Genomic DNA, 12721 nt, shown 5'->3' on the forward strand with positions numbered 1-12721 from the left:
ACCGTTGGTCCCTTCTCCCGGAGGAACAGGAATGTTGATGAAAGAAGCCACGTCTCACTTGACCAAATCCGAGCTTGCCCACATCGGCAACGGCGAGGTCGCCTATATCAGAAAAATGCGGACCGATGAGGTCGCCAAGTGCTTTCCCGAGGCGCCGGATATCGATCCGACCGTCGATCTCTGGGCGCTCTTCGGCGCCGACGGCACGCCGATCCTGCTGACGGATAACCGCTCCAGCACCTTCTTCAAGGCTGCCGAGGACGAATTGAAGACGGTCAGCCTGCACTGACCGTCAACGACCGTCTGTCGCGTTTTACCGCGTTCCGGCACGGGGTCCCCTTATTCATTTCGCTGCGGTCGGGACTGTTGTCGCGACATTGCGCCTACAGCGCCGCGCGTCTTTAAAGCATGTCGCGCAAAACTGTGCAGCGGTTTTGCGATAACGACATGCGTAAAAACAAAGACCTAAAGCGCGAGGAGCGATCTGAAAGATTGCACCGCGCTTTAGAGACGAGCAAAGGATGCCGCGGCACTTTGAATTGCGGTAGGCTCAGATCTTCCTGAATGTCAGATAGGCCGAAGACCGGCCTTCGCGTCGCGCCTTGGCCTCGTAGCGTGTACTCGGCCAGCCCTCATAGGGCGTCAGCCAATCTGCTGCATTGTCGGCCATCCAGTCAAAACCGCCATGGTCGCGGCATTTGATCAGCGTCCAGTTCACATAGGTGTCGATGTCGGAGGCGAAGCAGAACAGGCCGCCGGGCTTCAGCACGCGATGAAAGCGGTCGAGATTGGTTTTCGAGACGAAGCGCCGCTTCCAGTGCCTCCGCTTCGGCCAGGGATCGGGATAGAGCAGATCGATTATATCGAGTGAACCGTCCGGCAGCCAGTCGAGCAGCTGCGTCGCGTCGTCATTATAGACGCGGATATTGGAAGCGCCGGTCTCGCCGATGCGCGACAGCAGCTTCTGCATGGAATTGACGAAGGGTTCTACACCGATGAAGCCGGTCGAAGGTGTCTCCAGCGCGCGGTGGATCAGGTGCTCGCCGCCGCCGAAACCGATTTCCAGCCGCAATCTTTCGACTGGAACCGGGAAGAGGGATGTCAGCGGCTCGGGGGGAGCCGCTGTAAGATCGATCAGGAATGCCGGCAGGAGACTGTTCAGCGTCTCGGCCTGCTGTTCGCGCAGGGCCTTGCCCTTGCGGCGACCGAAGAAGGCTTCGGTCGCCCGGCTGCGGCGTTCCATATCCGTCATGCTTTATCTCAGGCCTTCACGCTTTCCTTGAGCGCCTTCACGAGGTCGGTGCGCTCCCAGGAGAACGAGCCGTCGCGGCCGGCCTTGCGGCCGAAATGGCCATAAGCAGAGGTCTTGGCATAGATCGGCTTGTTGAGGTCGAGATGGCGGCGGATACCGGTCGGCGAAAGGTCCATGTTCTTGCGGATAGCCGCTTCGATCTGATCCTCGGTGACCTTGCCGGTGCCGTGCAGGTCGACATAGATCGACAGCGGCTGGGCGACGCCGATCGCGTAGGAGATCTGGATCGTGCAACGGTCGGCAAGGCCGGCGGCGACGACGTTCTTGGCAAGGTAGCGGGCGGCATAGGCGGCCGAACGGTCGACCTTCGTCGTGTCCTTGCCGGAGAATGCACCGCCGCCATGCGGAGCGGCACCGCCGTAGGTGTCGACGATGATCTTGCGGCCGGTGAGGCCCGCATCGCCGTCCGGTCCGCCGATGACGAACTTGCCGGTCGGATTGATGTACCACTTGCAATCGTCGGCGATCTTCAGTTCACCGAGCGCTTCGCGGATATAGGGCTCGACGACGGCGCGGACCTTGTTCGAATCCCAGCTCTCGTCGAGATGCTGGGTCGAAAGCACGATCGAGGTTGCTTCCGACGGCTTGCCGTCGACGTAACGCACGGTCACCTGGCTCTTGGCGTCGGGGCCGAGCTTGGCGACTTCGCCGTCGCCCTTCTTGCGGGCAATCGCGAGCAGTTGCAGGATCTTGTGGGAATAATAGATCGGGGCCGGCATTAGGTCCGGCGTTTCGCGGCAGGCGTAACCGAACATGATGCCCTGGTCGCCGGCGCCTTCGTCGCCCTGCTGGTCGGAGGCGCTGTCGACGCCCTGCGCGATATCGGCCGACTGCGAGTGCAAGAGCACGTCGATCTTGGCCTTCTTCCAGTGGAAGCCGTCCTGCTCGTAGCCGATATCCTTGATGGCGCGGCGGGCGGCAGCCTTGAACTTCGACGGGTTGATGACGTCCTTGCCGTCCTTGTCCTTCTTCATCAGGCTCGGCGGCAGGCGGACTTCGCCGGCGATGACGACGCGGTTGGTCGTCGCCAGCGTTTCGCAGGCAATGCGCACGCCCCATGGATTGACGCCGGTCTTGGCCGCTTCGCGGTAGACCAGATCGACGATCTCGTCGGAGATGCGGTCACAGACTTTGTCCGGATGACCTTCGGCAACAGATTCGCTGGTAAAGAGATAATTCGCGCGCATTTCGGGATTCCCCTCAAAGAACAAAAGCCAGCTAGTAGGTACTCAGTTCGAGGGCCGATGACAAGCGCAGAAGGACATAAATATATCTTTATATCTGCGGCAAAGTGACAAATTTTGCCCCAAAAACGCAAAAAAGGCGGCCTTTCGACCGCCTTTCGAATTCTGCACTGGTCTTGGTTCAGTCGGCGTCGGCTTCAGCGGCCAGGGCTTTCACCAGCTCCACGACCTTGCGGCGAACCTTGGGATCGGAAATCTTGACGAAGGCGCGATTGAGCTGCAGTCCTTCCGAGGAGGACAGGAAATCGACGACGTAATTCGAGCTGGAGGCTTCCATGCCGCCGCCGCCGGCAGAATGTTCGCCGGGCGCGTCCTCGAAGAAAAAGGACACCGGAACATTGAGGATGTTCGAGATGTTCTGCAGGCGGCTTGCGCCGACGCGGTTGGTGCCCTTTTCGTATTTCTGGATCTGCTGGAAGGTGATGCCAAGGCTTTCGCCAAGCTTTTCCTGGCTCATGCCCAGCATCGTACGACGGAGGCGAATACGGCTGCCAACATGGATGTCGATCGGATTCGGCTTCTTTTTGTTTTCAATCATGGTCGTGCCCTAGCTAAGAATTTCAACCTGTTTCTAACCGGCATGCCCCTGATCCATCCCAAAACGCCACGTTGCAAGAGGTGAGGAACCCACCTTCGAACATACGTTAAGAACGCCGATTGTCATCACTATGCAATTTTAGGGGTTTTTGGTCAATTCAACCCGGAAATAAAACCTCTGCGAGAAATTAGCGCAATCAGAATCAGCAGTGCCTCGGTCAACCAGAAGTATGTTTGCTGGGGGTATGTCGTTCCGAGTCCCGCGCTGTTGCTATCGAGCGTTGCATCGATGAAGCCGGTTTCCTCAAGATCGAGGCCCGCAATAATTTCCCCATGGGCGTTCACCAGCGCTGAAATGCCGCTATTGGCATCACGAATCAACGGCAGACCGGTTTCAACAGCCCGTACCCGCGCCTGCTGGAAATGCTGATAGGGGCCGGGCGTCGCGCCGAACCAGGCGTCATTGGTGATATTGAGGATCGCATTGGCGTCTTTTATGTCGCCGGTCATTTCGCCGGGGAAAATGATCTCGTAACAGATCAGCGGATAGAGATTGAGGCCGCCGGGCAGCGTCAGCAGGTGCCGGCTTGCCGCGGCCGAAAACCCTCCTGGTATTTCGACGACGTTCTGAATGCCGAATTCGGTGAGCACGTCCTCGAAGGGCAGGTATTCGCCGAAAGGCACCAGATGCACCTTGTCGGAGGCGCCGATGATCTGGCCGCGGCCGTCGATCACGTAGATGGAATTATAATAGCGCGTCGGAGTGCCTGGCCCCATCTCCTCGGCGCGCACGGCGCCGGCGATCAGCACCTGGTTGTCATCAAGCGTATCGGCGATCCGCGTCAGCGCATCCTGGTTGTCGGTCAGGATGAAGGGGATCGAGGTTTCTGGCCAGACGATGATATCGGGTTTGCGTCCGCCATTCTTCGGTGCTTCAGCCGAAAGCTTCAGATGCGTCTCGAAGATCGCGGCGCGGTCGGCGTCGTTGTCCATCTTCGCCGCCTGGTCGATTGCCGGCTGCACCAACCGCACCACCGGCCGCTTGTCCTCCGGCAATGTGTTCGGCCGCGGCGCGAGATGGAGAACATAAGCGCCATAACCGAGATGGGCGGCAAAGAGCAGGACGGCGAGCGCGATGCCCGGCCGCGCGCCTTGCCGCGTCCCGGCAAGGGCAGGCGCAGAAAAAACGAAGACGGCAAGGGTCGTCACCCCCATCGCCCCGATCACATGCGCCGACTGCATCATCAGCGGAACCGGCATCATGCCGTAGCCGATGGCGTTCCAGGGAAAGCCGGTGAGGATCACGCTTCGAAGCCACTCCATCAGCCCGAAGCCTGCCGCAAGCGCGGCGATCCGCCCCATGCCATCCGACCAGATGATGCGGGCAAGGGCGGCTGCCAGCCCGTAGAAGATCGCAAGACAGGCCGGCAGCCCGAGGATTGCCAGCGGCAGCGCCCAGGCGAATTCCTCCTGATCGACCAGCAGCGCATGGCCGAGCCACCAGAGACCGGCGACGAAATAGCCGAAGCCGAACAGCCAGCCGGTGGTGAACGCCGGCCACAGCCTGCCGATCAGGCCGCTTTCAGGCGAAGCCGCCGCCCCGTCGATCAGCCAGACGAGCAGCGTGAAGGAAACGAACATCGCCGCGAAAAAGCCGAAGGGCGGCAGCGCCAGAACCGCGAATGCCCCGGCGGCGATGGCCAGCAGCGACCGTTTGAAACCCCAGACGAGGATAACCCTGTCCGCAAGCCGCTCCATGCGCACTCCCATCAACCCGCGAATCAACCCGCTCGCAGTCTTTCAAAAAAGCGGCTCTTTGTCCCGTCAGTTGGGTCCTGTCAGTTGGCGGTCGATTCCGCCGGCCGGTCGTCGCCGGCCTCGGAGCCGGGGGCGATGTCGCCATCCGTCTTGGCGCGGCGGCGAACCGCATGGCGCTTGCGGGTAATGCGCAGCCGTTTGATGCGGCGCGGATCGGCGTCGAGGATGTGAAATTCGAAGCCCGGCAGCGCCTGTACGACTTCGCCGCGCACCGGGATGCGGCCGAGCGCCGAGAAGATTAGGCCGCCCAGCGTATCGACCTCGTCGACCTGCTCGCTGATGTCGAAATCCGGCCCGATCGCTGCGGCGATCTCTTCCAGTTCGACGCGGGCGTCGGCGATGAAGACGTCTTCGGCGACGCGTTTGAACATCACTTCTTCATCGTCATGTTCGTCGTCGATGTCGCCGACCACCATTTCGACGATGTCCTCATGCGAGGCAAGCCCGTCGGTGCCGCCATATTCGTCGATGACGAGCGCCATCTGCGTGCGGTTTACTTGCATCCGGCGCAACAGGTCGGACGCCAGCATCGACGGCGGCACGAACAGGATCTTGCGGATGATGCCGGCCTCGGCCAGCGTTTTTTGCAGGTCGACGCGGGCGAGATCGAAATTCTGCTTGGCCGAACGCGTGGTCTTCTGGATGTTTTCCGGCGCAACCTCGATCGCCGGCACGACAGCGGCCGGTTTCGTCGGGCCGCGGCGCTTGTTGCGCGCCTGCTTGGCGACATAGGAGAGCAGATCGCGGATATGCACCATGCCGCGCGGATCGTCGAGCGTATCGGCATAGACAGGCATGCGCGAACGGCCGGATTCCTCAAAGAGGATCATCAACTCGCCGATGGTGATGTTCTGGTCGACCGCCTCGATATCGGCGCGCGGCACCATCACGTCGGCGACGCGCACTTCGCGAAAGCGCAGGATGTTGTTAAGCATCGCCCGTTCGTCCGGCGAAAAGGCATCGTCGCCGGCCGCATCGGTCATCAGCGCGTCGGCGAGATCCTCGCGCAGTCGCGAGCCCTGCTGCGGGCGAAGCATGCGCGCGGCGCGCGACCAGAAGGATTGCGATCGGCCGGATGGCCGACTACTACTGCCTGCCTCGTCCGAAGAGGAGGATGGCTCGGAGTCCTTGGCGTCTGCCGCCGGCTTCGTCGTAAAGTCGCTCATGGTTCCATTTTAAGGTCTTGACCCTCGTAAGGATCAGATAGGCCGAGCTGCGCCAAAATGCGAGTCTCCAGCCCCTCCATAATTTCGGCTTCGGCACTATTCATATGATCGTAGCCGAGAAGATGCAAGAAACCGTGCACCAGAAGATGGGTCAGGTGGTCGTCGAAGCTCTTTTCCAGCTCGGTCGCTTCCCGCTCCACCGTCTCCCGGGCGATGATGATGTCGCCGAGCATCGGACCGGGCATCTTGCCGGGCTGAACCGGAAAGGCGGGGAAGGAGAGCACGTTGGTCGCCTTGTCCTTGCCGCGCCATTCGGCGTTGATGTCCTGGATCGAGGCATCGTCGGTAAAGACAAGCGAAACCTCGGGCGGCATCGTCGGGAAGGGCTGCTTCTCGCTGTCGCGGAGATAGATTGCCGCGGCACTGAGCACGCGTTCGCAAAACGACTGCAGCGTTTCCTCGCCGGGCCAGCCGATGTCCTCGACGCTGATCTGGATGTCGAGTTCGGCCATCAGTCCTGCCGGCTGACGTCTTCGGTTTCGACGGCATAGGTGGAATCATAGGCCCTGACGATGCGCCCGACCAGCGGATGGCGGACGACGTCGGTATCCTTGAAGCGCACGATCGAGATGCCCTCGACGCCGTTCAGAAGCTGCAAGGCCTCGACGAGGCCGGATTTGACGCCGCGTGGCAGGTCGATCTGGCTCGGGTCGCCGGTGACGATCATGCGCGCATTCTCGCCGAGACGCGTCAGGAACATCTTCATCTGCATCGTTGTCGTGTTCTGCGCTTCGTCGAGGATGATGGCGGCGTTGGCGAGCGTGCGGCCGCGCATGAAGGCGAGCGGCGCGATTTCGATGACGCCGGCGGCGATCGCCCGGTCGACCTTGTCGGCGGGGATCATGTCGTAGAGTGCGTCATAGAGCGGGCGAAGATAGGGATCGACCTTTTCCTTCATGTCGCCGGGCAGGAAGCCGAGGCGCTCGCCGGCCTCGACCGCCGGACGCGACAGGATGATCTTTTCGACCGCGCCGCGCTCCAGCAACTGGGCGGCATGCGCGACGGCAAGATAGGTCTTGCCGGTGCCGGCCGGGCCAACGCCGAAGACGAGCTCGGCGCGTTCCAGCGCCCTGATATAGGCGTCCTGCGTCGGCGTGCGGGCGATGATCGTCTTCTTGCGTGTCGAAACCTGCGCCATCGTCAGCTTGGCCTTGCGTTCCATTGTGGGAAGGCTGAGCTGGTCGTCGGCGGCGACCGCCATGCGGATTGCGCCCTCGACGTCGGATCGTTCCACGCTGCCGCCTTTCTGAAGTTTTTCATAGAGATAGTCGAGCGTGCGCCGCGCCTGATTGGTGGTCACGACATCGCCTGTGATGACGACGGAATTGCCGCGTGCCCGCGCATCGATATTGAGCCGTTGCTCGAGCAGCTTGAGGTTCTGGTCGAATTGACCGAACAGCTCGCTGGCGAACCGGTTGTTCTCGAACGTCAGGACGAAGTGATTGGTGTCGCTCGGCGTGCGGGGGTGGCGCGGTGAAGAAGAAACCAATTCTTGTCCGTTCAAGCGGTCGGGCTCCTTAGGTTAAACCGCAGCCTCTGCGCGTTCGGCAAACAGGCTGTTTGTTCCGGTTCCGGTGATTCGCACTTTAATAATGTCACCGATTTGCGATGCTTTTGCATCAACATTCACTGATTGAAGCCAGGGAGAACGTCCGATTAGTTGTTCCGGCATGCGACCGGGCTTTTCGAGCAACAGGTCGATCTCCTTGCCGATGCAGGATTCGGCAAATTCCTGCTGCTGCTTCAGGAGAAGCATTTGCAGGCGTTCCAGCCGTTCTGCCTTGATTTCTTCCGGCACCTGATCCTTCAGTTCCGCGCCGGGTGTGCCCGGCCGTGTCGAGTATTTGAACGAGAAGGCCTGTGCATAACGTACCTCCTCCACAAGCCTCAGTGTATCCTCAAAATCCTCATCTGTCTCCCCCGGAAAGCCGGTGATGAAATCGCCGGACAGGGCGATGTCAGGCCGCACGGTGCGGATGCGCTCGATCAGCGCCAGATATTCGGCCGCCGTGTGACGCCGGTTCATTGCTTTCAGGATCCGGTCCGAGCCCGATTGCACCGGCAGATGCAGATAGGGCATCAGCGCCGGGAGGTCGCGATGGGCGTTGATCAGCCGGTCGTCCATGTCGCGCGGATGGCTTGTGGTATAGCGCAGCCGCGCAAGGCCGGGGATCTCCGCCAGGCGATAGAGCAGGTCGCCGAGGCTCCATGCCTCGCCTTGGCTCCCGGCGCCGTGCCAGGCATTGACGTTCTGCCCGAGCAGGGTGATCTCGCGCACCCCGCTTTCCACGAGCTTTTCGGCTTCCTCGACGATCTGGGAAACCGGCCGCGACACTTCCGAGCCGCGTGTATAGGGCACGACGCAGAAGGTGCAGAACTTGTCGCAGCCCTCCTGCACCGTCAGGAAGGCGGTGACGCCGCGGGCGCGGATCTTTCGGCTCTCGGCGATCGGCAGATGCTCAAACTTGTCCTCGATCGCATATTCCGTATCGACGACGCGGTGGCCTTGTTTGGCCCGGCGCAGCGCCTCCGGCAGGCGATGATAGGTCTGCGGGCCGATGACGACGTCGACGGCGGGTGCGCGGCGCAGGATCTCCTCGCCTTCGGCCTGGGCGACGCAGCCGGCAACGCCGATCATCATCTCCCGGCCGTCCGCCGCCTTCTTCTTTTTCATCTCGCGCAGCCGCCCGAGCGCCGAATAGACCTTCTCGGCCGCCTTCTCGCGGATATGGCAGGTGTTGAGCAGAACGAGGTCCGCCTCTTCCATATCTTCCGTCGGCTCGTAGCCGTCGCGGGCGAGCGCGTCGCTCATGCGCATGGAATCGTAGACGTTCATCTGGCAGCCATAGGTCTTGATGAAGACCTTGCGGCTGTTGCTGCCATCGCGGGGTGTCGATTCCGGGGCCTGGAGAAGGGCGCTGTCCTGTGTCATGGCGCGCTATTTAGTGGTTTTTGCCGCCGGAGAAAATCGAAATCTTGCTTTAGAGCCTTTCCTGGTCAGATTGCGGCATTCTGTTGGCTCAAGCGGAGTCGGATGGTCGATCGGCCGGCGCGCGTCGTAGCCAAGCTCTACGGCCAAGCCGGCCGGTCGATCAGGCGGCCCGTTTCAGCCAACCCGAAGGGCCGGGCATCTTTCCGCCAGGATCAGAGGCGATCGGCTCGGACGTACCAAGGGGTATGCCCTTCGCCAATCGCCTCTGCCCTGACGAAAACCTGCTCCGGCAGAATGCTGCAATCTGACCAGGAAAGGCTCTAAGAGATTTCCCGCCCGCGCAGGCGGCTGTTCAGGAGGTTGCGGATGCGCAAGGCGATCGTCGCGCTTACCTCCTTGCGGCTGGTGTCGGCGCGGTAATCCACCGCCTCGCCGAAAGAAACCTCGGCGTCGATGGCGCCGCAGCGCACGATGTCGATGAGATGCGGCAAGAGGTCGAGATCCCCCGGCCAGGCGGCGAGCCGCCGGTGATAACGCCCCATGGCGATGCCATGCACCCTGGTATAGGCAACCGCCACCGGCTGCACCACGACCGTTCCCGTCGGTGACGTGGGCACCGCCATCGCGGCAGCACCGAATAGCGAGGACTTGACCTCCAGCAGCCGGTTGCCGTCCGAGGTCGTGCCCTCGGGAAAGAGCACGACGATCTCACCGTCGGCCATGCGCCCGGCGATCTCGTTTGCCTGATGACCGGTCTTGCGCCGCTCCTCGCGCACGACGAAGACGCTTTTCTGCAGCTTGGCGAGCGCGCCGAAGATCGGCCAGTCGCGAACCTCGATCTTGGCAATGAAGACGACGTCGGCAACGGCCGACATCACCATGATATCCAGCCAGGAGGAATGGTTGGAACAGAGCATCAGCGGCCGGCGATCTTCCAGCTTGCCGCTCACGCGGACGCGGATGCCGAGGCAATAGCAGACGATACGGTGCCAGACGCGCGGAAGCCTGCGGCGCAGCCGCCAGTCGAACCGCAGCGCCAGCACCTGCAGCGGCATCAGCACGAGGCTGACGGCAAGGATGACGACCGCAGCGAAGGCGATGCGCAGCCAGGCGATCAAATGCTGGTCTCCCAGGCTGCCATTGCTTCAGAGGTCTTCTTTCTTCAACGGAACGCCGTAGAGCTCCAGACGGTGGTCGACCAGCCGGAAGCCGTGCTCGCGGGCGATGCGCTCCTGCAGTGCCTCGATCTCCGGCGAGCGGAATTCGATGACCGTGCCGGTCTTCAGGTCGATGAGGTGGTCGTGATGCTCTTCCGGCACCGTCTCATAGCGCGAGCGCCCGTCGCGGAAGTCATGGCGGGCGATAATGCCGGCATCCTCGAACAGTTTCACGGTGCGATAGACGGTCGAGATCGAGATCTTCGCATCGACCTTCACCGAGCGGCGGTAGAGTTCTTCGACGTCGGGATGGTCTTCCGAGTCTTCGAGAATGCGCGCGATCACGCGGCGCTGCTCGGTCATGCGCATGCCGCGTTCGGTGCAAAGCTCCTCAAGGGTCTTGGCTACATCAGTCATCGCCCGCCTATAGAGATATTCGTGTTTCGACAACGCCGCACGGCATTTGCGCCGGCCTGCATGTCATCTCGCTGCCAGGGAACTACCGAAGAACGCGCTTCATGACAAGCGCCGTGGAGAGGGCGCCGTTTTCTTGCCTGTAGTAACCCTGGCGTTCGCCGACCTTTTCGAAGCCGAGCTTGCGGTAGAGGCCAAGTGCTGCCGTATTGCCGTTGTCGACCTCGAGAAACATGCTCTCGCCGCCACGCGCGTGTGCTTCCCGCATCGCCGCCTGCATCAGCCGCCAGCCCAGTCCGGCGCGGGCGACCTTCGCCTGCACGGCAATCGTCAGGATCTCCGCCTCGCCGGCGACATGGCGGGCAAGGATGAACCCCGGAAGCGGCTTTTTCAGGATGGCATTGGTCTGGCGTGCGACGAAGCCGAACACGGTGTCCTGCATCAGCAGGCCGTGAAACTCACCATCGCCCCAGGGGCGGGCGAACCGCTCGCCGTGCAGGAGGGCGACCTCGCGGCAATCCTCGCGCTCCATGGCGATGATCTCGAATTCCGGTTTCAGCGTCAGATAGGCTTCCAGCATCGTCATACTCGTCGCGCAATCGCATACCCGGCCTGCGGCTTGGCATCAGGTCCGCGCAGATAAAGGGGCTTCGGCTTTCCGGCATCGGGGGAGGCGGCAGCGCCCAGGCGCGCCACGATGGAGATCGGGAATCTGTTGATGTGATCACCGCCGGCGTCAGCCTTCAGCAGCACCGTCGCCGAACCGGTGATCTCGCCGTCGAAGCCGGCGGCAAAAGCCTGCGCTTCTGCAACGCTGACCGCCCGTGGCGTGTCGAGCGGAGAACCGTCGGCTGCAAAGGACTGGAGGTAGATCTCGTCGCGCTTGGCATCCATCGCCGCCAGCACGGCGCGATGAGGCGTCTTGTCGCGCTGGGCTGATGCCATGACTTCTAGCGTCGTGATGCCGACGGCGGGAACATTGAGGGAGAGCGCAAAACCGCGGGCTGCGGCAACGCCGACGCGGATGCCGGTAAAGGAGCCGGGACCGATGGTGACGGCAAGGCGGTCGATATGAGAAAGCGCCAGTCCCGCCTGATCCAGCGCGCGATCGACGATACCAATCAGATGTTCAGCATGCCCCTTGCCGATCATGTCCGATGCCTCCCCCAGCACCGTATTCCTGCCGCTGTCATAGACAGCGGCAGCGCAGTCCACACCCGCCGTGTCGAGCGCCAGAATGATCATGCCATCAATTTCCGAATAAACCAGTGTCGCCTATCGATAAATCCGTTCGGCCGAACCTGAGATGAACAGCCGGACGAATTCAAGTTTTTTAAGCGGCAATCACTTCCTGCACTTCCGGAACGAAATGGCGCAGCAGGTTCTGCACGCCGTGCTTCAGCGTTGCCGTCGAAGACGGGCAGCCGGCGCAGGAACCCTTCATGTTCAGGTAGACCTTGCCGTCCTTGAAGCCGCGGAAAGTGATGTCGCCGCCGTCTTGGGCAACGGCCGGGCGCACGCGGGTTTCCAGAAGCTCCTTGATGGTCAGCACGATCGATTCATCGCCTTCGTCGAAGAATTCGTCGCCGGCATCGGCGTCTTCGGAAAGGATGGAGGCATCGCCCATGACCGGCTTGCCGGACATGAAGTGCTCCATGATCGAGCCCAATATAGCCGGCTTAAGATGTTGCCAGTCGGCATTATCCTTGGAGACGGAAATGAAATCATAGCCGAAATAGACGCCGGTGACGCCTGATATTTCGAACAGGCGGGCGGCGAGCGGCGAGGCTTCAGCCTCTTCGGCGCTGCGGAACTCGGCCGTGCCGTTTTCCATCACCACTTTGCCCGGCAGGAACTTCTGCGTGGCAGGGTTCGGCGTGGCTTCGGTCTGAATGAACATCTGGTTCTCCATGCGGCCGGCCCATGGTCTCGACCGTCTTTAGAATTCTTCAAAAGAAGATAAGCCGATTGACGGCTCTAATCAAGAGACTTGTACTCAAGAAAAGCTGGAACAGGATGATTCTAGGCCTGATAGTTAGAGCATGATCTCGTCCGAAAACCGCTCACACTTTTCGGCATCA

14 protein-coding genes are annotated in these 12721 nt (G+C 61.4%); 1 reads left to right on the top strand and 13 read right to left on the bottom strand.

Annotated elements, in window-relative coordinates; genetic code table 11:
- Positions 1 to 31 precede the first annotated feature (31 nt).
- Entirely contained in the window at positions 32 to 289 is a 258-nt protein-coding gene (locus C3Y91_RS07410; RefSeq protein WP_003556039.1) for a BQ00720 family protein, read from the top strand.
- A gap of 261 nt (positions 290 to 550) precedes the next feature.
- Here the strand turns inward: C3Y91_RS07410 and trmB are convergent, their stop codons facing one another.
- The 13 genes from trmB to C3Y91_RS07485 form a co-directional block, all read right to left on the bottom strand.
- Entirely contained in the window at positions 551 to 1252 is a 702-nt protein-coding gene (gene trmB / locus C3Y91_RS07415; protein WP_018070052.1) for a tRNA (guanine(46)-N(7))-methyltransferase TrmB, read from the bottom strand.
- 8 nt (positions 1253 to 1260) lie between these two features.
- Positions 1261 to 2499, bottom strand: a complete 1239-nt coding sequence (gene metK / locus C3Y91_RS07420; RefSeq protein ID WP_018070053.1) for a methionine adenosyltransferase — start codon at positions 2497 to 2499, stop codon at positions 1261 to 1263.
- 178 nt (positions 2500 to 2677) lie between these two features.
- Positions 2678 to 3094, bottom strand: coding sequence for a helix-turn-helix domain-containing protein (locus C3Y91_RS07425; RefSeq protein ID WP_017966725.1), 417 nt, complete (start codon positions 3092 to 3094; stop codon positions 2678 to 2680).
- Between the two features lie 152 nt (positions 3095 to 3246).
- On the bottom strand, positions 3247 to 4851 hold the full coding sequence (lnt, locus tag C3Y91_RS07430) for an apolipoprotein N-acyltransferase (protein ID WP_130687476.1): 1605 nt from the start codon (positions 4849 to 4851) through the stop codon (positions 3247 to 3249).
- 80 nt (positions 4852 to 4931) lie between these two features.
- A complete protein-coding gene (locus tag C3Y91_RS07435; protein WP_018070055.1) occupies positions 4932 to 6077 on the bottom strand; it encodes a hemolysin family protein in 1146 nt (381 codons plus the stop codon).
- On the bottom strand, positions 6074 to 6589 hold the full coding sequence (ybeY, locus tag C3Y91_RS07440) for an rRNA maturation RNase YbeY (RefSeq protein WP_018070056.1): 516 nt from the start codon (positions 6587 to 6589) through the stop codon (positions 6074 to 6076). Before ybeY ends, C3Y91_RS07435 begins: the two co-directional genes overlap by 4 nt.
- Complete coding sequence (locus C3Y91_RS07445; protein WP_024322191.1) at positions 6589 to 7641, bottom strand: PhoH family protein; 1053 nt, start codon at positions 7639 to 7641, stop codon at positions 6589 to 6591. The genes ybeY and C3Y91_RS07445 overlap by 1 nt, the downstream gene beginning before the upstream one ends.
- Positions 7642 to 7659: 18 nt before the next feature.
- On the bottom strand, positions 7660 to 9069 hold the full coding sequence (miaB, locus tag C3Y91_RS07450) for a tRNA (N6-isopentenyl adenosine(37)-C2)-methylthiotransferase MiaB (protein WP_130654457.1): 1410 nt from the start codon (positions 9067 to 9069) through the stop codon (positions 7660 to 7662).
- Between the two features lie 320 nt (positions 9070 to 9389).
- Positions 9390 to 10187: a lyso-ornithine lipid O-acyltransferase gene (gene olsA, locus C3Y91_RS07465; protein WP_024322189.1), complete on the bottom strand. Its 798-nt coding sequence runs from the start codon at positions 10185 to 10187 to the stop codon at positions 9390 to 9392.
- A 27-nt stretch (positions 10188 to 10214) separates the two neighbouring features.
- The gene (locus C3Y91_RS07470; protein ID WP_003544875.1) at positions 10215 to 10643 is read right to left on the bottom strand and encodes a Fur family transcriptional regulator; all 429 of its coding nucleotides are present in this window, start codon (positions 10641 to 10643) and stop codon (positions 10215 to 10217) included.
- Positions 10644 to 10725: 82 nt separating this feature from the next.
- Positions 10726 to 11226, bottom strand: coding sequence for a GNAT family N-acetyltransferase (locus C3Y91_RS07475; RefSeq protein ID WP_018070061.1), 501 nt, complete (start codon positions 11224 to 11226; stop codon positions 10726 to 10728).
- The gene (gene tsaB, locus C3Y91_RS07480) at positions 11223 to 11885 is read right to left on the bottom strand and encodes a tRNA (adenosine(37)-N6)-threonylcarbamoyltransferase complex dimerization subunit type 1 TsaB (protein ID WP_024322188.1); all 663 of its coding nucleotides are present in this window, start codon (positions 11883 to 11885) and stop codon (positions 11223 to 11225) included. The genes C3Y91_RS07475 and tsaB overlap by 4 nt, the downstream gene beginning before the upstream one ends.
- Before the next feature lie 88 nt (positions 11886 to 11973).
- Complete coding sequence (locus C3Y91_RS07485) at positions 11974 to 12540, bottom strand: NifU family protein (protein ID WP_130771060.1); 567 nt, start codon at positions 12538 to 12540, stop codon at positions 11974 to 11976.
- Between the last annotated feature and the right edge of the window lie 181 nt (positions 12541 to 12721).

The organism is Rhizobium ruizarguesonis (assembly GCF_012349115.1).
GTDB classification, from domain to species: Bacteria; Pseudomonadota; Alphaproteobacteria; order Rhizobiales; family Rhizobiaceae; genus Rhizobium; species Rhizobium ruizarguesonis.

Bases quoted from the DNA above. Each gene is read 5' to 3' on its own strand.
- C3Y91_RS07410 (WP_003556039.1), top strand. From the start codon at position 32: ATGTTGATGAAAGAAGCCACGTCTCACTTGACCAAATCCGAGCTTGCC.
- trmB (WP_018070052.1), bottom strand. From the start codon at position 1,252: ATGACGGATATGGAACGCCGCAGCCGGGCGACCGAAGCCTTCTTCGGT.
- metK (WP_018070053.1), bottom strand. From the start codon at position 2,499: ATGCGCGCGAATTATCTCTTTACCAGCGAATCTGTTGCCGAAGGTCAT.
- C3Y91_RS07425 (WP_017966725.1), bottom strand. From the start codon at position 3,094: ATGATTGAAAACAAAAAGAAGCCGAATCCGATCGACATCCATGTTGGC.
- lnt (WP_130687476.1), bottom strand. From the start codon at position 4,851: ATGGAGCGGCTTGCGGACAGGGTTATCCTCGTCTGGGGTTTCAAACGG.
- C3Y91_RS07435 (WP_018070055.1), bottom strand. From the start codon at position 6,077: ATGAGCGACTTTACGACGAAGCCGGCGGCAGACGCCAAGGACTCCGAG.
- ybeY (WP_018070056.1), bottom strand. From the start codon at position 6,589: ATGGCCGAACTCGACATCCAGATCAGCGTCGAGGACATCGGCTGGCCC.
- miaB (WP_130654457.1), bottom strand. From the start codon at position 9,069: ATGACACAGGACAGCGCCCTTCTCCAGGCCCCGGAATCGACACCCCGC.
- C3Y91_RS07470 (WP_003544875.1), bottom strand. From the start codon at position 10,643: ATGACTGATGTAGCCAAGACCCTTGAGGAGCTTTGCACCGAACGCGGC.
- C3Y91_RS07475 (WP_018070061.1), bottom strand. From the start codon at position 11,226: ATGACGATGCTGGAAGCCTATCTGACGCTGAAACCGGAATTCGAGATC.
- tsaB (WP_024322188.1), bottom strand. From the start codon at position 11,885: ATGATCATTCTGGCGCTCGACACGGCGGGTGTGGACTGCGCTGCCGCT.
- C3Y91_RS07485 (WP_130771060.1), bottom strand. From the start codon at position 12,540: ATGTTCATTCAGACCGAAGCCACGCCGAACCCTGCCACGCAGAAGTTC.